We start from the raw sequence: 21015 nt of genomic DNA on the forward strand, positions 1-21015 counted from the left end.
TCAATCCAGATAGCGCGGTGCGGGTGGACCCGGTGACGGGCCGAGCGCCGCCATCCGGGCAGCATAGAGCCGTTCCCAGGTGCCGTCCGCCCGCACCCGCTCCAGCACGGCATTGACGAAGCGGACGAACTCCGGCTGATCCTTGCGCACACCGAGCGCGTACGAGTCGACCGCCATCGGCTCGCCGACCAGTTCCAGATGCGGGTCCTGCTCGGCCAGGCCGACCAGGATCGGGGCGTCGGTGCTGATCGCGTCCACCTGGCCCTGTTGCAGCGCGACCAGACAGTCCAGCCAGTTCGTCATGCCCAGAACCGTCGGCGGGCCCGGCAGCGCGAACACCGGCTCGAGCGTGGTGGTGCCGAATACACCGCAGACCCGCCTGCCGGTCAGGTCCGCGGCGCCGCGCACCGGTCCGCCGCGCACCGCCAGAATCCGCTGGGAGGTCACGAAATACGTGGCCGAGAACTCGACCTCGCGTCGGCGCTCGCAGGTCGCGGCGAACGTGTGCGCGACCAGGTCGACCCGCTTGTCCCGCAATACCGGCACCCGCTCGGCCGAGTCGATCGGCACCAGCTCGATCCGATCCGGGTCACCGAAGAGCGCCCTGGCGATCTCCCGCGCCAGGTCGATATCGAAACCTTCGATCCGGCCGGTGGCCGGGTTCCGGTACCCGAACATGAACATGTTCTGGTTGACCCCGACCCGCAGCCGCCCGCGCGCGACGATCTCCGCCATCGCCGATCCCGGCGGCATCGCCCCGGCTGCCGGCAGCGCCGTCGGCCGCAGACTCGGCACAGCATCACACGACGCCGGCCCCCGCTCCTGCGGCGCACTCGTGATCTCGGCCGCGCCGGGGGGCAGCGTACGTACCGACACCCCCGGCAAGGACTCCGGTTCCGGAGCCGAACCACAGCCCACCGTCAATACGACGCTCGCCGCCAGCGTGCACAGCAGCCGTCCGTTCATCTCGACGCCCTCCCCGCCCGCCCTGACCTGAAGCGACAATCGTACCGGGGAAACGCCGATTCCCGGCCGGAACAGCGCCTGCCCTATCCGCCCATCGGCGTGGCCGGCACCGTCAAGCAGAACGGATGTCCCGCCGGATCCAGTAGCACCCGCCACTTCTCGGGCGCGGGCTGCACCCGCGCCCGCTCCGCCCCGATCGCCAGCGCCGCCGCCTCGGATTCGTCCAGATCCGTGACGAACAGATCCAGGTGCATCTGCTTGGGCACCGTGTTCTCCGGCCAGTCCGGCCGCCGATAATCCCGCACCCGCTCGATCGACAGGAACATGCCGTCGGCTTTCAGCACGACCAGTTCCTCCGACTCGAACGACACGCTCAGATCGAGCAGATCCCGGTAGAAATGGCCGAGTCCGACCGGATCGTCGCTGTCCAACGACACGGACCCCAACCGCGCAATAGTCATACAGATCCCTCCCGGCCAACTCCAAACCTCTTGGAACATACCCGACTTCGACAGTTGCGGCAGGGCACACCGACATACCGGTCGCGCCGTCACCGCCGACCCCCGCATCGGCCTGCTCCTGCCCTCATCGGGGCCCGAGCCGGTCACGGACGCACAGCTCCGAGGGCAGTACACCGCATACAATCGGGACCGGAGGACCTTGGGAGGGTGGGGTGGAGGCTGACTACGAGACAGTCGAGGTGAATACCGATCTGGTCTGCGAGGCCGATCGGGTCGACTACTGGAGCGCACACAGCCGGACCAATCAGGGCGATCACCGGCTCGACTTCGTCAGTCCGGGCCACTTCGCCGGGACCATGCGGATTCAGCGCGGCGGCGGATTTCAGTTCGTCGACGCCGTCGCCGGTGCGGTCACCTACCTCCGGACCGGCCGGCAGGCACGCTGCGACGAGTACCCGTCCGCACTGGGCATCGTCGCGCATGGCGACGGTGTCGTAATCGGCCACGGCGACAACGAGATCGACGTTTCCCGCGGCCGAATCGGCCTGCTGGACATGGGGCGGTCGCTGCGAATCGCGATCTCGGCCGGGACTCGGGTCTGGGCCGTGGGCGTTCCCGAAGAGTATGTGCCCAAAGGAATCTTCCGCGGCGGCGTACCGGTGCTGCTCGACCGGCAGCGTGGCCCCACAGCGGCGGTACTGGCACTTCTTCGCACCGTGTCCGATCACGCCGGCGCGCTGTCCGGTGACGATTTCACCGGGATCAGTACGCACGCAGCGGAATTGCTGAACCTGGCGCTGCACCCGGCGAGTGCGCGAGAGCAGTCCCGATCCGCGGCCCTCGCGCACTGCGCACTCGACTACATCGCAGCACACAGCAGCGATCCACGACTGACCCCGGATTCGATGGCCGAACACCTCGGCTGTTCTCGGCGGACGCTGGAATACGCGCTGCGCGGCATCGGTGCCGCGGCACCGGCCCGGCTCATCGCCGATACCCGGGCCGAGCAGGCTCACCGTAGACTGACCGACCCCCGAGAGAGCGCATCGATCAGCGAAATCGCCTACGCCGCAGGGTTCGACGCGCTCAGCACCTTCCACCGCAGCTTCGGACGGCGCTACGGCGAATCCCCCACCGACGTACGCCGACGGCGCCCGTCGGCGTCGGGCTAGAGCGGATCGGGCATCAGCTGCACGAGGTGGTCGCGTAGTTCGCGCAAGCCTCGGCGGCGCAGGCATTCGATGTCGGATCGGCTGTAACCGAGATCGCGAGCGACTTCGGCGGCGGTACGGATGTCGACGTGGGAGCCATCGGGTGCGAGAACGAACGTCGCTGCCAGGACTGCCGCGATTTCGGGGTGCTCGACGGCCTCGAGTGCGGTCCGCAGCAGATAGTGGTCGATCGTCGGCCCGTGGCCGCGGTGGCGGATGCGACGCACGACCCGGTGCAGGACACAGGCCCGCCAGTGGGTGACCCGGCCGGCAGGCAACGAGGTGACGAGGTCGCCGATGACGTCCTGGGCAATGTCTTCGACGTCGAACGGTGCGTCGATGCCGTGGCGGGCGAGCAGGCACCGCACTTCGGCCACGGCGTAGGTGGACAAGGTGGCCAGGTCGGTGCCGAAGATATGCTCGACGACCGCGGTGCGCGCGTCGGCGGGCACATCTACCCAATTCGCTCCGAGCCATCGATCGAGGCGGTCGTTGGACATCAGGGGCTCCGATCCGGCTCTCGGCATACACGTTCTGGCTCACCACGGCAGCGGCCTTCGATCAGCTCTCTCATCGATGCGATCGATTTCAGGTTATGAGCAGGTCAACGCGTCGGTCTGCGCACATTGCGCAAAGTTCGCCCCGATTTGCGCACGCCGAGTTCGCATCGAGGACCTGCGCCCACCTGCCCTTTCGCTCGCGCGGCAGCGCCGCCGTACAGAACCGTAGGACTTGTTGTCCCAGATGACCTTTCCGGCCGCGCCGAAGACCACTGCCGAGCCATCGCACGCCGGGTCGTCACCAGGGCACCAACGAAACCATATGTTTTCGATATGCCCTCCGGCCTAGGCTGCGGCCTATGACCTATCCGGAGCCACAGAACCACTACGGCCCAACGCATTACAGGCCGATCCCCCCGCCGGGGCGTCCGGTGCCGACCACCATGCCGACACAGGTGCGGGTCGCACAGATCCTGGCGGTCGGGTTGGGCGGGCTGGCCCTCTTCGTCGTCGTGGTTTGCCTGGCGATCGGCGAGTCCTACACGGCCGGAACATATACGGGTCTGTCCATCCCGATCTTCGGTGCGGCGATCGGTGCGCTGTTCTTCGGCCGCGCGGGCAACGGCGCGCGGGTGACGGTCATGGTGTTCGCCGGATGGATGATCCTGCTCGGCCTGCTGATGGCAGCGAACCCGAACGGGCCGTTCGTCGGCGGCTGGCTCGAGATTCCCGTCGCCATTGCGATCGAGGTGCTGCTGTCGATGGGCGTATCCGGCGCTTGGTTCCGTCGCCCGCGCTGACCGGTCGCGACCGATGTCCTCGAGTCGGTCCACACCCGCGCGGCACGCGTCGACGGGTCCGGCGCGGGGGTTAGGCTCTGGACGTGCTGTTTGTTCGGGTGCTCGGCCCGATCGTGGTAGAGGTGGACGGCCGAATCGTCGATCTGGGCGGTCAGGTGCCTCGACGATTTCTGGCGGCGCTGGCTACGACGGCGGGCCGGCCGGTGTCCGACGAGTTGCTCGCCGAGTTGGTGTGGGGCGGAGATCGACCGCGCCGAACCGGTGCGACGATGCGGGTGATCGCATCCCGGTTGCGGTCGGCGATCGGCCCCGCCGCGCGGGATCGCTTGCAGCGCACCGAGTTCGGATACCGACTCGCGGTAGAACCCGAGTGGACCGACATCGGCCGCTGCACCGAGCTGACAGCAGAGGGGTTGCGCCTGCTCGCCGCTGCCGACGCCGAAGGTGCGATCCGATGCTTGGCCGCGTCGCTGGCACTGTGGCGTGGCCTGCCGTGGCAGGAGTTGGGTGACGCCGGGACACTCACGCCCGAGCGGACCCGGCTGACCGAGCTGCGTGATGTCACGATCGAAGAGCTACAGGCGGCGCGTTTGTCCGGTGGCCAGACCGCCCTGGCGGTCGCCGATCTGGTCGAGGCGGTGACCGCCACCCCGTTCCGGGAGCGGCGCTGGGAGTTGCTGGCGTTGGGCCTGTATCGCAGTGGCCGACAAACACAGGCCCTGGCCGAGATCAGACGCGTGCGGGAACTGCTGGTCGAGGAGCTCGGTGTCGAACCCGGCCCGGCGCTACGCGCCCTGGAGAAGGGCATGCTCGAGCACGACCCGCGACTGCTGATTCCCGAATCACCCGAGCCGCAAGCGGTTCCGGTCGGCGCGGGACCGCGCCCGGAGCAGCGGCCCATCGTGGGACCGCTGTCCTCGTTCGTCGGGCGCCGCCGTGAACTGCGGCAGCTCGCCGAGTTGGTGGCCTCAGGACGGCTGGTCAGTCTCGTGGGGTCGGCCGGGATCGGCAAAACGCGGCTGGCCGTCGAGTACTGCGTCGCGGACACCGCGCAAGCCGACCGGTGGCTGGTGCGGCTAGGGGACGTGCGGGATCCAGCCGACGTCGTGGTCGCGATCGCCGCCGCACTCGGTGTGGTCCATGCCGTCGGAGATCCGGCCACCGTGCTACAGCGCGCACTGACAGTCCGGCCGGGCCTCCTGGTACTCGACAACTGCGAGCATGTGATCGACCCGGTCACCGATGTGGTCATCGGGCTGCTCGGCAGCTGTCCGGAACTGCGCATTCTGACGACCAGCAGACAGCCACTCGGCATCGATGGCGAGCAGGTGCTCATGCTGGAGCCGTTGCCGATCCGGGCGCGGGACGGAACCGACGGCGCGGCGGTTCACTTGTTGCTCGACCGGGTTCGCACCGCCCGGCCGGGTTGGCGACCCGAGGATTCGGATCTTGCGGCCGCGCGCGAGATCTGCGCGACGGTCGACGGGTTGCCGCTGGCGATCGAGCTCGCGGCCGCGCGGGAACGAGCGCTGGGGCTCGCGGAAATCGCCGTACTCATCCATGACCGCATGGATGTGCTGGGCCCGACTCCCCGGGGTTCGCTGTCGCGGCATGCCAGCTTGCAGGCGGCGATCGGCTGGAGCGTCGATCATCTCGTTCCCGCCGATCGGGCGATGCTGCTGCGGCTGTGGCCGTTCGAGGGCGGGTTCAGCTGGCAGGCCGCCGAAGCAGTACAGGTGGGAGCCGCCGATACCGGCGTGCTGGCGACACTGATATCACTGCTGGACCGCTCGGTCCTCAGCTGCGAAGTCGGGCCGGACGGGCCACGATACCGGCTGCTGGAGACCATGCGCCGATACTGCCGGACCATCGACCCCGATCCGGCCGCGACCCGTGCGGCGCACGCCGATTGGGTCCGCGAATTCGTCGCCGACCAATCCGGCTTGCTGACCGGACATCGCGCCGGCGCGGCCTATCGTCTGCTCGCGACGGAGATGCCCAACCTCAAGGCGGGTATCGTGCACGACCTCGACCATCACCCGGTCATGGCGCTGCGGACCGCGGCGGCATTGCAATTCGCATGGGTGACGCTGGGCGCTCTGGTCGACGGTCGCACTCTCATCCGGAAGTCATTCGCCGCCGCCAGGGCCTCCCGCAGAGATCGGGTACGCGGGCTGCTCGCGTTGTCCATCGTGTCCTTCCACGCGGGAGACCCTCGGCAATCGCTTCAGCACGCCGACGACGCGTTGCGGCTGCTCGGCCGCGCCGACGCCGAGCGGGAGCTGTGGCTGCACGGGCTGATGTACCGGGCGCTCGCCACGAGCGCGCTCGGCGACCCGGCGGCAACCCGGTCCGCGGCCGACCGTTTGTCCGCCGAGGTCGATCGGCTGCCGACCTCGGAGTGGATCCGCGGATGTGCCGAATTCGGGCAGGGCATCGCGATGCTGCTCGAAGACGATCGCGGCGGCGCCCTCGACCGCTTGCGAACCGCCCGGCAGCTCAGCGCCGACTGTGGTCACCTGTGGTGTCAGGGCATGGCCGAAGTGGTGCTGGCCTGGTCGGTCCTGGCATCCGCGCACGACACCTCCGCGGCGCGCGCGGCGATCGCCGGCATCGATCGAGCACTGACGGTATTCGCCGAACAGTCGAACATCGCCGACGCGCTCGGTGCCGTCTATGCCGGTGCCTACGCGCTGCTCGTGCTGGACACGCCGCAGACAGCCGTCCGGCTGCGCGCGGCGGCCCTGCACCACTCGGAGCGGGTCGGCGCCGATCCGCGCCGCTACCTGCAATTCGCCCATCCCGCCCTGATCGAACAGATGGAACGCTGCGTCCTCGAGGCACATCCACAGACGGGCGACCCGATGACATGGGCGCAGATGGTGGCGCTCCTGCACGACGCCGCCCATCCAGGCAAGCTGTAACGGCACTGAAACAGCTCAGCGTGACAGTGGGTCCGTCCAATACCCACGCCACCAAGGATGACCGCCATGCCACAGTCCGATCTCGACACCATCGCGCAGGTCTATCAGGCTTTCACCACCCGCGATTTCGGCGTGATACCGCGTCTGTTCGACCCCGACATCGTCATCGCTCAGGCCGATGAACTGCCCTGGGGCGGACACTTTCGCGGTCACGCCGGCGCCGTGGAGTTCTTCACCACGCTGCTCGCGCATCTCGACAGCACGGTCGACTCCCAGCAGATGTTCGCCGCCGGCGACCGTGTCGTACAGGTCGGCCGCACCACCGGGACCACAGTTCCCGGGGGCATCGCGTTCGACGTCCCCGAGGTCCACGTCTGGCAGTTGCGTGCGGGCCGGATCACCAGCTATGAGGCCTACATCGACACCCCGGCCATGCTGGCGGCGCTGGCGGTGCGGCGATGAAGACCATCGACCTGACCGCGGAGACGGTGATCGACAAGCCGGCCCACACCGTGTGGGAACTGGTCGCCGACTACGCCAACGACCCCACCTGGCGCACCGGGGTCCTCGCTATGACCGCCGAACCCGCGGGCATCTCGACACCTGGCACCCGCAGCGCCGAGGAACTTCGATTCGCCGGCCGCACCTGGCACAACCTCGGCGAGGTACTTACGGTCGACCCCGGCGTCCGCATGACCTGGCGCACCCACTCCGGCGCCGACGCCCAGGGCGCGCGCACGGTGCGCTCGCTGACACCCGATCGCTGCCTGGCCCGCCTGGAACTTCTCGTCCGACCGCACGGCTTCCAACGACCGATCCGCCCACTTCTGGCCTACCTGTTGCGGCGCAACCTGTTTCGCGACTTGGCGGCCCTGCGCGAATTGGCCGAATCGAGGCAGCCATGAACCGCGGACGATCCAAGCGGACGGCCGCGGTCGTCGCAGCCACAGCCCTGCTGTTCGCGGCGGTGTCCTGGCTTCCGATCGCCGCGGCCGACACACCGGACCAGGGGCATCCGACCCGACTCCTGACATCGAACGGCAGATGTTCGGTGCCGCAACAAGATCGGTTCATCGCACTGCGACCCTGCCTCCCCGTCTATCAGAGCGCCTCGGTGTGGACAACAGACCTCGATCGTCAGATCCGGCACAGAGATACAGGAGGGTGCCTGGCAGTGGGGACCGCCTACGCGCAACTCGGCGGCTGTGACACCGGCGGACCGAAATCCAGATGGGAATTCCACGTCCTGGGGCACTATGCGGGCAACATCCGCAGCATGGACCCGAATTGGCCCAACTATTGCCTGACCGCGAGCGGCAGCAACGTGACAATGCACCGGTGCGACGGATCCGCCGCCCAGTGGTGGACATGGAACCCCCTCTGACGCGCGTCACGCGGACACCCCGGAGTTCGTCGGCGGGGCCTCGGTCGAGGCATGCTCGCCCCGGCCTGCGTGTAACACCGGCTCGCCGGGTTGTGACGTAAGTCATGTACGGATGGTTCGCTGTCTCGTACGGCGTGCCATCGACCTTCGAATTGTGCGTGGGCCTGTCAGGGGCATCTTGCCTCACGCTGATAGGAGATCGTCATGAGTTCGTTCGTCAGGAAACTGCTGGTAGCCCCGGCTGCGGCGGGACTGCTGGGCGCGGGCGCGATGCTGGGTGCGGCGCCGGTGCAGGCGCAGCCGTGGGACCCGGGCTGCCAGGCGACGCCGGTCAACAACAGCGCCGCCTATTCGACCTGTTACTGGCCGATCCAGCACCAGGTGAAGATCGAATGCCGATACTGGTGGGCCGGAACCGGCAGCGCCTGGGCCACCTACGAACGCCGCGGCCCGATCGCCTGGGACGGCCAGCAATCCTGGGCGCACTGCGACACTCCCGGCACCCTCCAGGAATGGGAGGTGGAAACCTTCTGGTGGTGACCACATTCGGCGTGAATCACAGTGTTGCCGTAGGGGTTACGTGAGACCCAGTGGTCCGGCGACGCCGATAGTAGGCGAAGGTGACCGCGGCCAGCAGCGGACCCCACAGCAGCAGCGGCGTGTAACACAGGTAATAGGCGGCCGACTCCCAGCCGCCCGCTCGTGAGGGGTAGTCCGCGGGAGTCGGATCGCCGCGCAACGTGACACCGGCAAGTTCGGTGACGAAGGCAGCGGTCCACATGACCGTCAATGCCACGGCCCCGAGCGCGGCCGGTATCACCGCGACCGCCGTCGGAATCCGCCGCCCGCGCAGCCGCGGAAACCACCCTGGAAACCATTCACCCCACGCCGCGACCAGACCGACAGCGGTGAACGCGACCAGTTCCGACACGATCGACAACGCGATCACGTACAGCTCGCCGGGCATCCACGCGGGCAGATCCCCGCGCTGGACATCGCTCGGGAACGTCACCGACCTCCCCATGGCCCCGCTGCGCACCTCAGCCGCTTACGCCCTCAACGGTCGGGCAGTGATGGGCACAACGACCGGTAGCGGATTCGGGGCGAAACCCGCAATTCCCATTCCGACTCGCTTATTTCGGCAGTGAGAAGTCCGCAGGCCGCGCCGGGCCAGGCCGTGGTGGATGGCCAGAATCGGATCGTTCCGTCGTCGTAGCCGGCCGCGATGCGGTGTCTGTTGGGATCGATGGCCAGGCTTTGGGCGTATCGGTGGTCACCTTCTCGCATCGGGTTACCGACGGGTTTGCCTGTTGCGGCGTCCCAGAACTGCACGCTGTTGTCGTGAGCGGTGGAGACGACGTGGCGGCCATCGGTGGTGAAAGCGACTTTGGACACGCTGTTGAGGTGGCCTCCGGGCACGAATCCGGACGGCTTTCCGGTTGAGGTGTCCCATACACGAACGGTCATGTCGGCGCTGCCAGTGGCGATCCGGCTGCCGTCGGGGCTGACGGCCAGGGCGGTGACAGCGTGTTCGTGTCCGGCCATCGACCGGATCTGTGTTCCGGTGTCGAGGTTCCACAGGCGGACGAGATGGTCTTTGCCACCGGTGACCAGTGATCCGTCAGGGGTGAAGGCAACGACGTGGAGTCCCTGGATGTCGGCGTGGATTTCGCGGATCTGAGTGCCAGTGGCGGAGTCCCACACCCGGGCTTTGCCGTCGCGTCCGGCGGTCGCGATCCGGGTGCCGTCCGCGGAGATTGCCAGGAAGTCGAGCTGGCGCGGGCCGCCGGGGTCGGCTTGCTCGGCGGTGTCGATGGTCAGTAGCGGTTCGCCCGTGGCCGCGTTCCAGGTGCGCAGGGTGCCGTCGCTGCCGACGGAGGCGATATAGGTGCCGTCGGGGCTGTAGTCGACGGTGATGACCGAACCGCAGTGGCCGAGTAGGTCGAACAGGATTTTGCCGGTATCGGTGTCCCAGATGTGGATGGTGCCGTCGTAGTTGCCCGAGGCGAGGCGGCGCCCGTTTTCATTGAAGGACAGTCCATACACCCAGTTCGGTGTGGTCAGGACGTCGTTCCAGAATCGGTCGCTGGTCATGCCGGTCTGGACGACACCATCCTGGGTCGCGGCGACACGTCGGCCGTCGCGGCTCAGCGCGACGCTGAACACCGGATGTATTCCCTCGGTCCACCGAACGCCGCTCGCGGCGTACTCGGCGCGGATCTGGATGGCGCTGTCGACATCCCACAATCGCGCTGTCCCGTCCCAGCCCCCGGACAGGATGCGGCGCCCGTCGGCGCTGAAGGCGAGGCTGTGCACGGCACCGAGATGTCCGTCCATCACCTGAGGTGGCGCTGTGTGGTCGTCGAGGTCCCACAGCCGAATCTTGCCGTCGCGCCCTGCGCTGGCGATGCGTCCGCCGGCATTGACCGCGACGGTGAGAACTGCCGGCGGGGCTGCGGTATCGGCGATGCTCGGTGCGCCGACCGGATCGCCGTTCTCGGCATTCCATCGTTGGATTGTCCCGTCCCGGCTTCCGGTTACCAGGATCGTGTCGTTGTCGCCGAACGCGACGCCGGTGACGGCGTCCGTGTGCGCTTGCACCTCGATCTGGACAGTGCGGGTCGCGACATCGATTACCCGCAGCGTCCCGTCATCACTGCCGAGCGCTACTCGGCTTCCCGCGGCGTCGAAGGCCACCGTATGGATGGCGCTGCGGAAACGGCCGAGGACTTCGAGCGGTGCGGCCGTCTTTCCGTCCCACAGCCGGACCGTGCCGTCCTGGCCGCCGGAGACGATATGACGTCCGTCATTGCTGTAGGCGAGCCCGATGGCGGCACCGGCATGCGCATCGAGGCGGGGCGGAACTATTTCGTTGCGCGGCCACACTTTCCACAGCCGGACTCGACCATCCCAGCCGGCAAAGGCGAGGTGCGTGCTGTCCGGGCTGAACGCGACGGCACCGGGTTCGCGTGACAGGTGAGGCAGCCGCACACCGGCGGGTGTGCGGGTCGTCGACATGTCCCACAACCGCAGCGTCCCGTCATCCCCGCCGGAGATGAGCCGCCCCGCAGCGGTTGCGACGCTGTTGGCCGCACCCCGATGGCCTCTCGGTTGCATCCAGAGCAGCTTGCGGGATGCGAAATCCCAGGCCCGCACCGTGCCGTTCCAACTGCCGGTCACGATCGTGCCGGAAGGTTCGTCGTACTGCACGCTGAAGACCGGTCCTTCAACGCCGTCGACGAAGCCTCTGGGTTCAAGCGAATTGTTGACCACTTCCCACACGCGGGTCACCTCGTCGTTGCCGCTGGAGATGACCCAGTTGCTGTCGGGGCCGAACGTCACGCTGTTGTTCGGGAAGGGTTCCAGTGGCGCCGACACGGTTGCCCGTGTGTTCAGGTCGGTGAGTTTGACAGTACCGTCGCTCCCCGCGGATGCCACACGCCGGCCGTCAGGGCTGATCGCCACGCTCATCACGCGGCCGGTGTGCACGCTGATCGGCTGGCCGGCCGAAGACTGGTCGCCGACGTTCCACATCCGGATAACCCCGTCGGCCCCACCGGTAACGAGCAGTCGGCCGGTGCGATCGAAGACGACCGTGGCCGCGGCGCCGGCGTGCGCGGCTATCGGTGTCCCGACCGCTGCTCGGGTCTCGGCGTTCCACAGCCGCACCATGCCGTTGTCGTGGGCGGAGGCGACGGTGAGGCCGTCGCCGCTGAACACCACGCTGTTCACAGCGGTGTCCGGACACATCACCGCCCCGATGGGGAGTTGCCGGGCGACGTCCCACATTCGCAGCCCGGTGCGAGTGGCGGACACCGCGCGCTGCCCATCCGGGCTCAACGCGACCGACGAAACCCGGGACTGCTCAGCTTTCATGACCCCGCGCAGGCCGACGAGCGCGTTGCTCAGCGGGGACGGATCATGGCTGGGGTCAATGGCGTTCGCTGCCAGCAGTTGTTGGACGGCTTGTGCGACGCTGCCGGTTCGGGTACCGGCGAGGATCGCCTCGGCCTCTGTGATCAGCCGTGCCGCGGTGCGTTCCTCGAATCGCTGCTGAGCGTCGGCCTTGAGCTTGTGCACAATACCGGCTCCACCGGTGACAAGCAGGACCGTCACCAGCACCAGCGCCCACAGCGTGCGATTGATCCGGGTGCGGGCCACGCTGATGGCCTGCGCCAGGGTGCCCGCGCCGACGACCCGGTTCTCGTAACCGGAAGGAGCGGTCTTTCGGGCGGCGGCAAGGCCGTCAGCGGCGACCACCACCCGCAGGCCGTGCTTCTTGGCGGCGGCGAGCTTGTCAGCGTATCGGTCGACGACGGTCAATCGGTGGCGGGCGGGGCTCGGCCCGGATCCGGTGTCATGCAGTCCGGCCGTCACCGCACAGTCTCCGTCGATTCTGCGCAGGCGCAGGTGACGCAGGTGAAGCAGTCGCACAATGGGTTTGCCGGGAGCGAGGTCGTCGAGGGCGACCGCAAACGCAGCCGCGGCCGAACCTCCGTCGATTGTATTGGCAGGGGCACCGCTGTCGAGGCTGATCGACCACAGCACGCAGGCGTCCGTGTCGGCGAGAGACGATGCAGACCACGCTGTGGCGAGCGCCGATGCGAAGGCTTCGTCAGCCCGAAGAAACGTCGCTGACGCCGGGTCAGGATGCAGACCGCTGGGACCGTGTTCGAGTTGGTCGAGATGCAGTCGGCCGACTACTCCGCCGCGGCCGTTGTAGGAGCCGAACAGCAATTGGATCTTGGTGCTCCGCAGACGCTTCGGGCGTTTGCCCACCAGCTCGAGCGCGGCCAGAATTGCGTAGCCGCGTCCGGGCTGGTTCCCACGCCCGAGCAGATAGCGGACCGTCGAGCCGAGCAGATCACCACCACTGGTGATCGAGGTACCTGCGGGAAGAAGCTGAGTACCGACCGAGGACTGTCCGGCGAGAGCGGTGTGGGCCAGGAACACCTCGCACGCGATGTCGACCTCCTCGGCGCCGGTCAGTCCGCGAGCGAGACAGGCCAGCGCGTATGCGGCAGCGATGTCGAAGTTCGCGGTCGGCGTCGAGCTCTCGGGCTCCTCGTCGAGCAGCGATTCGTCGTCGGTGTCGGTGCGGATGGGCCGCAGGGACTGGGAGCCGAGCACCACGGCTTCCGGACTGCCGCTGTCGAGCAGCCGGGCTGTCGCATCGGCACCTGTAGCGACCGCGGCCTGACACGTCGCCAGCCATTTCTGAGCGGCTCCGGTCAGTTCGTTGAACTCGACGGCATCGGTGCCGCCATCGCGTTCGGGCTGATCTGGGTCGATCACGCATTTCCCCCACATTCGGAAGACGGATAGCCGGGTGCGCCGCGGCGCGTGTGCTCTCCGTCAGCGAAAGCCTTCGATCACTGCGGTCCGGATCGGGCTATCTGCGGACTGAGCCTTCGCGAGTCGTCGCCAAGCATTGCGGGCTTGCTTGTGGGACGCCCGCACAGCGGCGGTAACAGCGTCACAATCATCGGCAGTGAGTTCACCGGCCGCGCTGACCGTGATATCGAGATCGTCGGAGGTCGCCGCAAGGGCTGCTGTGAGGATCTGGCCGGTCAGCATGCCCTGGTCGTCGACATACAACAGCACCAGCAACTGTGTGTGCCGATCACTTGCGGCACGCCGGACCCGGACCACATCACCGTCCCGCGCAACGTGGCCGGTGAAGGTGATCGAGAGCAATGTGTCGTCACCGACGGTCTTTCGGGTCAGCACTATTCCGAATTCGTCATCGGCGAACCGATCGACCGGACCGCTCGTTCCGGCTGCCCAGTTGTCGATGTGCCGACCGGGGATCCGCATTGCGCGTCGTTCTCGGCGTGCGGCGAGGTCGATGATGTCGGTCGCGTCGTCTTCGACGATGGCCGGCTGGGCTGCGTCTGTCCAGCCGGCGGTCAGTCGCGCGGCAATCGCCCGTCCCGCCGCGGCGATCTCGTCGATAGTCGGTTGCCCAGCGGCACTGGCGATTTCGTCGCTGTCCAGTACGTCGAGCACGTGCTCCACCAGTGCATCGCGTCGCTTCTGACGCGTGAGGTCGTTCATGATGTCGCTTCCCATACCTCGGTCACGTTCCGCGTTTCGGGGCAGAGCAGTTGCCGGATGATCTTCTTGCCTTTCGACCACAGTCTTTTGACCTTCGACACGTTGAACCCGAGCCTTTCGGCGACCTGCTCGGCAGTGAGCGCATGGAAGTCGGAATATGTTGTCGGCCACACGTAGCTGGCTTCGAACACTGCCCGGATCTCCGCGTCGGGAATGGCGGCGATCGCGGTCGCGAAGAGGTCCTTGACGTAGATCCAGTCGTAGTCGTCGAACGATCCGCTGTCCGGGTGGCCGGTGACCGCGTCGTCGAATCCGACTTGCCGCCCCGGCGGGCGTCGTTTGGCGGCAAGCCGTTCCCTGCGCTGCTGCTGGATCTGCCACAGCACCCGGGTACGGGTGTATGCCTTCCAGAACTCGATTCGCTCGGCCGGCAGTTTCTCGAAGAACCTTTCGATCACATCGTGAGCGATGTCGGCGTAGGTGTCACGCATGTCGGGGTCGTGCCGACTCAACAGGAACGCCGCTTCGCCCGCCGCGTACGTCGCGACGTCGACGACGGAAGCACCGAACACATACGCGAACACTGCCTCGCGTTGCTCACGCGATACATCATCGAGTGGTCGGCCGAGCCACTGCGCGAAGTCATCAGAGCTCATGGCTCGGGAACCTCTCTCCCAGTGAGTCTTCCACTGCGTGACATCGCGCTGCACGCGACATTTCGTTCCCGCCGAATGCTTCGAGTGCGTTCGCTGACAAGTGCCGATCCTCCCATGGCCGCTCCTGCGACTGGTTCTGCCTGTGGTCCTCCACTCCTTCGATGCGATCGGACTCGTCAACGGTTCACGCATGGTGTTCGTCTCCGCACTCAGCCCGTCGTGCAGCGTTCACACCGCACGAACCACGCTGTGCATCAACGGCTTCAGAGGTAGTACGGCTCGCTCACCAGGGCGACCCGAACAGCCCGAAGGCTCTGACGACAGCCACCGGGCTCGACACATCGAAATCGAACACCGAGGTCGGAGACGGCAACGGTCCACGAGAATGGATGAAGACAATGACTACACCGAAGAATCTGTTCCGTACGCTTCTGATCGCCGGAACGATGACCGCAGGGACGGTCCTGGGCGCTGGTGCGGCTACGGCATCGCCGCCGCCCGGATTCAGCGCCCAAGACTACAAGGGCGATTATCGGCACTGGGCCGACTGCGAGAACCAGGCCAAGGTTTACCGCGCTCAGGGCATCCGCGCCGCGTGCACCCCGTCTGACGACTGGGCACACGAGGGCGACCTCTACGCCAAGTTCTGATCAGCCCCGGGGAGCGGATTGTCGACCTAGTCGACGGTCCGCCACCTCTGGCAGTTCCGCAACCCAGTATGTGGGGTTTCTGTGGGATCGGCTCGAATCCGAACTAGTTGAAGAGACAACAAACCCCTTCCGATCAGATCGGAAGGGGTTTTCTGTCGGGCTGACAGGATTTGAACCTGCGACCACCTGACCCCCAGCATTCGGAATCAGGGGTTTGTGCACGTCACGCACGTTGCGCGGTTGCGCGTGGCATGCACGTCACCTCGGACAGTTCGGCAGCGCGTAGCCGTGCGGTCCCCAAATGGTCCCCAGTCGCCCCTGTCTACCGCCCGCGTCTACGGTCTGGTTTGGGCTGATCCAGCTGAGTCGGGTGTTCTGCGGCGTGCTTCTCGCGCTTGAGTTTCGCCGCCGTGACATTGCCCGCGATGCGGGTACGATCCGAGCCGTCCGTGAGCTTGCGGTCAACTTGCCTGTGAAGCTTGCGCAGTTCGTAATGTCGTTCGCTGCCGTCCGGGATCGTCCTCCGCACTTCATCGCCAAGGTCCTCGAGTTGCCAGCGCAGCCATGTCACCCGGTCGATGTCCGGTGCATCGCCGAGAAGGTCTGCCTGCGCGAGCAGTTCGGCATAGCGATCTTCCGGTTCACGCGACATGTCCATACCTCCCGATCAATAGTCCTGAGAATGCGGCGATCCGGCGTGGTTGATGTCGTGATGAGAGATGAGCACCGCGCGGCGTGCGCAGCATTTCATTCGCCGTACTTGAAATAGGGCAGGGGATAGTCCGGCCTCGGCGGCAGCTCGTCTGTGTCCCGAATCAACCAGCGCAGGAACGCAATCGCGTGTTCACGATACGTGGAATCCACGGCGTCCAGAGCCTGATCGACGCGTTCTTTCAGGTCCTCGTCAATAGTCACTGTCAACGCTGGACGACGGAGTCGCTTGCGGGTCGATGACACCGACCTCAGGGTCTCGCGTCGGCGCGCGTCGGCTGCACGGCCGGCGGTCTCTTCCATCACCTCTGGATGTAACTCCGTCACCAAGGTGGCGGGATGCTCCCAGCTGCACTTGGAGACGTGGTTCCAATGAATCGGGACCATCCCGGGTTCTGGCGGCTCGACGGTCTTTGGCCCTGGCTCCCCAAAGTCGGGTGGATCGCCGAGCGCAGGTGTGCCAGCGGGCATCACAATACCGAATTCAATGTTCAGGTCGTGGTACTTGCCCGGGTAGTAGGCGGTTTCAGCCGCCCATACTCGGGTGCCAGGTGTCCAACTGGGATCTGATTCGCGAGCCATAGTGCCCCCACAGGATTGATCGACCAAAGCCAGGTTATCGGAGCTAGAGAGCGGGGGAACCCACTCCCCCAGATGCATACCCAACTGCATGGCCAGTTTCAGGCGTCGAAACCACTCACACCTGGGGGTGCACAGTTGTGCGTCCCCAGGTGTGAGTACCTGTTTCCCTCTCCCACCAGCGGTTTAGTGCATCTGCCTGCCCGCCTCATCCCACGGACACTAAACACACCCTGCGGGCGCATTTAGTGTCCGTGGGATATCGGCGGGCAGGCAGATGGATGGAAAGACTGGTCGGAGAGGGAACCGGGAACTTGAGGGGAAGGCGACTTGAGGGGAAGGGAGGACTAGATGAAGAGGACCGGCATGGGGAGGGGGTTGGCATTGGGGCTGGGTTGATAACCGAAGTAGCGAACTCGGTTGGCCGAGATTGGACCGGCATCGGGTGAGTGAATTCGGGGCTGGGTTAATAGCCCGGCTGGCGGTATAGGAGTCATTGCCCCAGGCGTCTAGAGCTGGTGCAAGGTCGGATCGTTTGAGCTGATCCGGTTTTGGACGTATCTGAGGTCCGCGATGGTACCGTGGTGGATAGCCACCGTACCCGAGGATCGGAGGGGCGATTCACATGGGGAAGACTGTCCACGATTCACGTCTGCCTGACGTGATCCGGGCGTATATGCGAGCGCATGGTATGACCAAGCACGAAGAGGTTGCGCGCGTGCTCGGTATCGACCGGACGCTGGTCTCGAAGTACCTCACCGGCGCGCGAACATGCCGAGACATTGTGCAGCTGCGTCACTTCGCCCAGGCGATGGACCTGCCGCCGGAAACCTTCGGGCTCACTGACCTTTCTGACCCGGACCAGACCGACCGCGACAAGGCAGTGACGGAGTGGCGGCTCGTTCGGCAGACGATGAATCAGAACCGGCATGCGCTCACCGCGGCCGCCGCGCGGCTGTACTGGGATGCGAAGCCGATCGAGGGCACCACGTGCATAACGCGGCCAGATTGGATGGCGCCTGCGCCGATCGACCTCGATTCGGTCGAACTCGACTTTGACGCTGCTGCTCCCCCGCCGATGTTCGACGGCAGCGAACCCGAATCGGAGGCAAACCGACCCGTTCGACCGAACGGTGTGCGATATGGGCGCTACAGCCAGGCCATTCGCGCTATCGCTCGTCCGACGCTGTTCGAGAATCGTACGTCCTATCGCTTGCTCGACGCGTCGTTCAGCGAAGGTGGCGGCCGCATGTCCTTCGGGCTGACCACCTACTTCGACATGGTCGACGTCTGCGAGGTCATTGCACACGAGACAGCAGCAGCGTGGATATCCCAGAGCGGTCCTGAGCGGTTCACACTGGACGACCTTCCGTTCCGACGACGTATCGGCGATCTGTTCGACCCCGCTCGTCGGCCGATCCTGCCGAGTATCAACACTCTGACGATCCGTCGGGCTCCCGACGGAGACACCTTCTTCCTCCATCGCCGCGGTTCAACCCAGGTGACCCTTGCCGCTGGATTGACACACATCATTCCTGCCGGAGTGTTCCAGCCGGCTGCGATCGGTCAGGCCAATATCGACCGCGATTTCAGCCTGTGGCGGAACATGATTCGCGAGTTCTCGGAAGAGTTCCTCGACGCACCCGAGCATGATGGAAGCAGCGGTACACCTGTCGACTACGACGTTGAACCACTTCGAACGCTCACCGAGGGCCGCGCAGCGGGAAAGGTGCGAGCCTGGTGTTTCGGCATGGGTTTCGATCCACTCGCGCCCGCTGGCGAGATCCTGACTACCGTCGTCATGGACGCTGAGGTTTTCGATGCAGCGTTCGAAGGCATGGTCTCGCGCAATTCCGAAGGCGAAATCTATCCGTCAGAACCCGGCACGGTCGGGATCAGCTGGACTCCGGCCAACGTCCGGCGCGCACTGAACCGTGAACCGCTGGCCGCCGCAGCTGCGGCATGTGTGGCGCTCACCTGGCGGCACCGTGACCAGCTACTCGGATGATGCAATGATGACCGGGTGCGAGTTCTGGTCACCGGAGCGAATGGCTACATCGGCAGGTCGGTTGTCGCCGCCCTGAGGGCCGCCGGCCACGAGCCAGTGGCAATGGTGCGAACTCCCGGCACGGACGTCACTGGGGCCCGGGAAGTCCGCATCGCCGATCTCCTCGATATCGACTCACTGCGGCTCGCAGTTCAGGAAGTCGACGCGGTGTGCCATCTAGCCGGTTTGACCAGGGCACGGCAATCGTTCGCCGAGGCCCTCCGATATGTCCGCGTGAACGTCGGCGGGACGATTGCGTTGCTGGACGCCATGAGTTCGGCCGATGTTCGGCGCATGGTGTTCGCATCCACCGGATCGATCTACGGGACGCCGGATCAGCAGCCGATGAATGAGGAACTTCCAGACTCCCCACCGCACCCCTATGCGAGCAGCAAGCTTGCCGCCGAACTCGCGATCGAGGCCCAGGCTCGCGGCGGAAATCTAGCCGCTACCGTAGTCAGAATCGCCAACATCGCTGGCGGTGCCGATCCAGACCCGACGAGGCTGGTCCCACGCACTCTCGTCGCCGCGGCAGCGGGAACACCGCTAGCGGTCAACGGCGACGGAACAGCCGTTCGCGACTACCTTCACGTCCGAGACGCGGCTGCCGCATTTGTTGCGTGTATCGAGCATCTTCCCCTCGAAGGGCAGGCGGTTCGGTACAACATCGGAAGCGGACACGGAACCAGCATTATGGATGTGATCGAAGCAGTGGAGCGCGCGACCGGGCGCCGAGTCGCGCTGGAGCGGCGGCCACCGGCGAACGAACCGGCATGCCTGATCAACGATCCGTCGAAGGCGATCGCCGAAATCGGTTGGTCACCGCAACACTCCACCATCGACGAGATCGTCCGGGATGCCTGGTCGGCGAGCGTCGCGCTTCTCTGAAGGCTATTTCGATCCCCGCGCCTTCCTACCGTCATCTCGTGCCGCGTCCGGCCGCGGCGGGAGCTCATCGGTTTCGCCGGCTAGCCATTGCAGGAACCCGATGACGTGCGCGTTCATATTCGACCCGACCTCTTGGACCGCCGCCTGGGCGCGCTGGTACAGCTCGGGGTCCGGTCGATAGACCCTCGCTGGGTTCAGGTGCTTACTCGGCATAGATAAAAGCATGTCACGGTGGCTAGCCATTCGTCCACAACCAGCGTATAGTTATAGGTGGCTAGCCACCGCGACCAGCAAGAATTCCGGAAGACAAATCGTCACAGCTGGGCCTGGCAAAGCCGCTCATGCTTGTACTTATAAGAATCAGCAAGCTCATCGAGAGGGGTTCCGCGCCAACCAATTCGAGCTGATCGTCGACAACGGCGAATCCGGGGCCAACGAATCGTTCCAGCGATTCGAACCGGCCGAGAAATAGGAACTCCCCGGCAGTTCCAGCCACCGGGGAGTCGAGCACCAAAGCGGTTCCAGCCGCTTCAGCAATTCACACACCTCACGAGACAGGAGCCCCTGAGGCATGTCTATCGTACCTGGCCGTTCGGCCACACCCAGCACCCGTCGATCCCGCCCGAGCCGCAAGACCCGAACCGATTCCGTGAGCCGTGACGAGCGCGCGGTCGACCCGGACGGCCTGCTGTCACCGGAGGAAAGGGCCTGGCGCGCAGAACAACTCCGCGCCCAACGCAAGTTCGCACGCCTGAGCCGCCGGACGGGGGTGGCGTGATGCGCGACTTCATGGGAGCGCACGTCTCCCGCATAGACGACTTCAACACGCAGGTTGATGTCGACAAGGTCTACATCAACTCGTCTGTCCGAGGCTCGTTCCGGGTCAAGTATTCGGCCCAGATCGACAAGATCTGCGTTGGTGTCGAAAGTCGCCCAGGCATTGGAGACACCACAATGCAACTGACGCTCACGCAGGCGAAATTGCTGCGGGATCTGCTCGACGACGGTATCGCCGATGCGATCGCAGCGTTGCCTGCACCGGTGCTGGAACTGCCTTCCGGCGGTGCGGCATGAGGACGAGCCTCGAACTCCGGATCATCTTGTGCGCCGTGGTCGCGACCGCGTTCATCTTGGCCCCCGGCACAGTCGGCGCGATCATCTTCGTCGTCGTGCTGTGGGCC

The 21015-nt window shown here is 65.9% G+C and carries 21 protein-coding genes; 12 read left to right on the forward strand and 9 right to left on the reverse strand.

The window, feature by feature from the left end:
- On the reverse strand, positions 1-678 hold the full coding sequence (locus tag ACFVMC_RS26505; RefSeq protein ID WP_379214578.1) for a glutamate ABC transporter substrate-binding protein: 678 nt from the start codon (positions 676-678) through the stop codon (positions 1-3).
- On the opposite strand from ACFVMC_RS26505, the gene ACFVMC_RS26510 reads away from it, so the two are divergent.
- Positions 677-997 (forward strand): hypothetical protein, encoded by a 321-nt coding sequence (locus ACFVMC_RS26510; RefSeq protein WP_379214580.1) that lies wholly within the window; start codon positions 677-679, stop codon positions 995-997. The genes ACFVMC_RS26505 and ACFVMC_RS26510 overlap by 2 nt on opposite strands.
- Positions 998-1049: 52 nt before the next feature.
- On the opposite strand, the gene ACFVMC_RS26515 is transcribed toward ACFVMC_RS26510, so the two are convergent.
- Complete coding sequence (locus tag ACFVMC_RS26515; protein ID WP_379214581.1) at positions 1050-1403, reverse strand: VOC family protein; 354 nt, start codon at positions 1401-1403, stop codon at positions 1050-1052.
- 236 nt (positions 1404-1639) lie between these two features.
- Here ACFVMC_RS26515 and ACFVMC_RS26520 point away from each other — a divergent pair, with 236 nt between their 5' ends.
- Positions 1640-2599: an AraC family transcriptional regulator gene (locus ACFVMC_RS26520; protein WP_379214583.1), complete on the forward strand. Its 960-nt coding sequence runs from the start codon at positions 1640-1642 to the stop codon at positions 2597-2599.
- On the opposite strand, the gene ACFVMC_RS26525 is transcribed toward ACFVMC_RS26520, so the two are convergent.
- Positions 2596-3138 carry a hypothetical protein gene (locus ACFVMC_RS26525; protein ID WP_379214585.1) on the reverse strand — a complete coding sequence of 181 codons (543 nt, stop codon included), beginning with the start codon at positions 3136-3138 and terminating at the stop codon, positions 2596-2598. The two genes, ACFVMC_RS26520 and ACFVMC_RS26525, sit on opposite strands and share 4 nt — an antisense overlap.
- A 359-nt stretch (positions 3139-3497) precedes the next feature.
- Here ACFVMC_RS26525 and ACFVMC_RS26530 point away from each other — a divergent pair, with 359 nt between their 5' ends.
- From ACFVMC_RS26530 to ACFVMC_RS26550, 5 genes are all read left to right on the forward strand, one after another.
- Positions 3498-3938 carry a hypothetical protein gene (locus ACFVMC_RS26530; RefSeq protein WP_379214587.1) on the forward strand — a complete coding sequence of 147 codons (441 nt, stop codon included), beginning with the start codon at positions 3498-3500 and terminating at the stop codon, positions 3936-3938.
- A gap of 83 nt (positions 3939-4021) precedes the next feature.
- Positions 4022-6862: a BTAD domain-containing putative transcriptional regulator gene (locus ACFVMC_RS26535; RefSeq protein WP_379214589.1), complete on the forward strand. Its 2841-nt coding sequence runs from the start codon at positions 4022-4024 to the stop codon at positions 6860-6862.
- 66 nt (positions 6863-6928) lie between these two features.
- The gene (locus ACFVMC_RS26540; RefSeq protein WP_379214591.1) at positions 6929-7324 is read left to right on the forward strand and encodes a nuclear transport factor 2 family protein; all 396 of its coding nucleotides are present in this window, start codon (positions 6929-6931) and stop codon (positions 7322-7324) included.
- The gene (locus tag ACFVMC_RS26545; protein ID WP_379214593.1) at positions 7321-7767 is read left to right on the forward strand and encodes an SRPBCC family protein; all 447 of its coding nucleotides are present in this window, start codon (positions 7321-7323) and stop codon (positions 7765-7767) included. Before ACFVMC_RS26540 ends, ACFVMC_RS26545 begins: the two co-directional genes overlap by 4 nt.
- Positions 7768-8450: 683 nt before the next feature.
- Positions 8451-8786: a hypothetical protein gene (locus ACFVMC_RS26550; RefSeq protein ID WP_379214595.1), complete on the forward strand. Its 336-nt coding sequence runs from the start codon at positions 8451-8453 to the stop codon at positions 8784-8786.
- 16 nt (positions 8787-8802) lie between these two features.
- Here the strand turns inward: ACFVMC_RS26550 and ACFVMC_RS26555 are convergent, their stop codons facing one another.
- Genes ACFVMC_RS26555 through ACFVMC_RS26570 form a run of 4 tightly spaced genes read right to left on the reverse strand, consistent with a single transcriptional unit; the run spans position 8803 to position 14959 of the window.
- Entirely contained in the window at positions 8803-9258 is a 456-nt protein-coding gene (locus tag ACFVMC_RS26555) for a hypothetical protein (protein WP_379214597.1), read from the reverse strand.
- 44 nt (positions 9259-9302) lie between these two features.
- Positions 9303-13541 (reverse strand): WD40 repeat domain-containing protein, encoded by a 4239-nt coding sequence (locus tag ACFVMC_RS26560; RefSeq protein ID WP_379214599.1) that lies wholly within the window; start codon positions 13539-13541, stop codon positions 9303-9305.
- A gap of 60 nt (positions 13542-13601) precedes the next feature.
- Positions 13602-14303, reverse strand: coding sequence for a hypothetical protein (locus ACFVMC_RS26565; protein WP_379214601.1), 702 nt, complete (start codon positions 14301-14303; stop codon positions 13602-13604).
- Positions 14300-14959 (reverse strand): RNA polymerase sigma factor, encoded by a 660-nt coding sequence (locus ACFVMC_RS26570; RefSeq protein WP_379214602.1) that lies wholly within the window; start codon positions 14957-14959, stop codon positions 14300-14302. The genes ACFVMC_RS26565 and ACFVMC_RS26570 overlap by 4 nt, the downstream gene beginning before the upstream one ends.
- 398 nt (positions 14960-15357) lie before the next feature.
- Between ACFVMC_RS26570 and ACFVMC_RS26575 the strand changes: the two genes are divergently transcribed.
- Positions 15358-15609, forward strand: coding sequence for a hypothetical protein (locus tag ACFVMC_RS26575; RefSeq protein WP_379214604.1), 252 nt, complete (start codon positions 15358-15360; stop codon positions 15607-15609).
- Positions 15610-15931: 322 nt separating this feature from the next.
- On the opposite strand, the gene ACFVMC_RS26580 is transcribed toward ACFVMC_RS26575, so the two are convergent.
- Together ACFVMC_RS26580 and ACFVMC_RS26585 are read right to left on the reverse strand one after the other, a co-directional pair.
- The gene (locus tag ACFVMC_RS26580; RefSeq protein ID WP_379214606.1) at positions 15932-16261 is read right to left on the reverse strand and encodes a hypothetical protein; all 330 of its coding nucleotides are present in this window, start codon (positions 16259-16261) and stop codon (positions 15932-15934) included.
- 95 nt (positions 16262-16356) lie between these two features.
- Complete coding sequence (locus tag ACFVMC_RS26585) at positions 16357-16902, reverse strand: hypothetical protein (RefSeq protein WP_379214607.1); 546 nt, start codon at positions 16900-16902, stop codon at positions 16357-16359.
- Between the two features lie 688 nt (positions 16903-17590).
- On the opposite strand from ACFVMC_RS26585, the gene ACFVMC_RS26590 reads away from it, so the two are divergent.
- The 4 genes from ACFVMC_RS26590 to ACFVMC_RS26605 all read left to right on the forward strand — a co-directional run bounded on the left by ACFVMC_RS26590 (position 17591) and on the right by ACFVMC_RS26605 (position 20908).
- Positions 17591-18907, forward strand: coding sequence for a hypothetical protein (locus ACFVMC_RS26590; protein ID WP_379214609.1), 1317 nt, complete (start codon positions 17591-17593; stop codon positions 18905-18907).
- Between the two features lie 15 nt (positions 18908-18922).
- Entirely contained in the window at positions 18923-19834 is a 912-nt protein-coding gene (locus tag ACFVMC_RS26595) for an NAD-dependent epimerase/dehydratase family protein (protein WP_379214611.1), read from the forward strand.
- A gap of 571 nt (positions 19835-20405) precedes the next feature.
- Complete coding sequence (locus ACFVMC_RS26600; RefSeq protein ID WP_379214613.1) at positions 20406-20612, forward strand: hypothetical protein; 207 nt, start codon at positions 20406-20408, stop codon at positions 20610-20612.
- Complete coding sequence (locus tag ACFVMC_RS26605; RefSeq protein WP_379214615.1) at positions 20612-20908, forward strand: hypothetical protein; 297 nt, start codon at positions 20612-20614, stop codon at positions 20906-20908. Before ACFVMC_RS26600 ends, ACFVMC_RS26605 begins: the two co-directional genes overlap by 1 nt.
- The last annotated feature ends 107 nt before the right edge of the window (positions 20909-21015 follow it).

The organism is Nocardia sp. NPDC127579, assembly GCF_042672005.1.
Taxonomy (GTDB): Bacteria; Actinomycetota; Actinomycetes; order Mycobacteriales; family Mycobacteriaceae; genus Nocardia.

What these genes read in the sequence shown, in the direction of transcription:
- ACFVMC_RS26510 (WP_379214580.1), top strand. Translation starts at nt 677, where the DNA reads ATGAACATGTTCTGGTTGACCCCGACCCGCAGCCGCCCGCGCGCGACG.
- ACFVMC_RS26505 (WP_379214578.1), bottom strand. Translation starts at nt 678, where the DNA reads ATGTTCGGGTACCGGAACCCGGCCACCGGCCGGATCGAAGGTTTCGAT.
- ACFVMC_RS26525 (WP_379214585.1), bottom strand. Translation starts at nt 3,138, where the DNA reads ATGTCCAACGACCGCCTCGATCGATGGCTCGGAGCGAATTGGGTAGAT.
- ACFVMC_RS26530 (WP_379214587.1), top strand. Translation starts at nt 3,498, where the DNA reads ATGACCTATCCGGAGCCACAGAACCACTACGGCCCAACGCATTACAGG.
- ACFVMC_RS26540 (WP_379214591.1), top strand. Translation starts at nt 6,929, where the DNA reads ATGCCACAGTCCGATCTCGACACCATCGCGCAGGTCTATCAGGCTTTC.
- ACFVMC_RS26545 (WP_379214593.1), top strand. Translation starts at nt 7,321, where the DNA reads ATGAAGACCATCGACCTGACCGCGGAGACGGTGATCGACAAGCCGGCC.
- ACFVMC_RS26550 (WP_379214595.1), top strand. Translation starts at nt 8,451, where the DNA reads ATGAGTTCGTTCGTCAGGAAACTGCTGGTAGCCCCGGCTGCGGCGGGA.
- ACFVMC_RS26565 (WP_379214601.1), bottom strand. Translation starts at nt 14,303, where the DNA reads ATGAACGACCTCACGCGTCAGAAGCGACGCGATGCACTGGTGGAGCAC.
- ACFVMC_RS26570 (WP_379214602.1), bottom strand. Translation starts at nt 14,959, where the DNA reads ATGAGCTCTGATGACTTCGCGCAGTGGCTCGGCCGACCACTCGATGAT.
- ACFVMC_RS26575 (WP_379214604.1), top strand. Translation starts at nt 15,358, where the DNA reads ATGACTACACCGAAGAATCTGTTCCGTACGCTTCTGATCGCCGGAACG.
- ACFVMC_RS26580 (WP_379214606.1), bottom strand. Translation starts at nt 16,261, where the DNA reads ATGTCGCGTGAACCGGAAGATCGCTATGCCGAACTGCTCGCGCAGGCA.
- ACFVMC_RS26585 (WP_379214607.1), bottom strand. Translation starts at nt 16,902, where the DNA reads ATGGCTCGCGAATCAGATCCCAGTTGGACACCTGGCACCCGAGTATGG.
- ACFVMC_RS26590 (WP_379214609.1), top strand. Translation starts at nt 17,591, where the DNA reads ATGACCAAGCACGAAGAGGTTGCGCGCGTGCTCGGTATCGACCGGACG.
- ACFVMC_RS26600 (WP_379214613.1), top strand. Translation starts at nt 20,406, where the DNA reads ATGTCTATCGTACCTGGCCGTTCGGCCACACCCAGCACCCGTCGATCC.
- ACFVMC_RS26605 (WP_379214615.1), top strand. Translation starts at nt 20,612, where the DNA reads ATGCGCGACTTCATGGGAGCGCACGTCTCCCGCATAGACGACTTCAAC.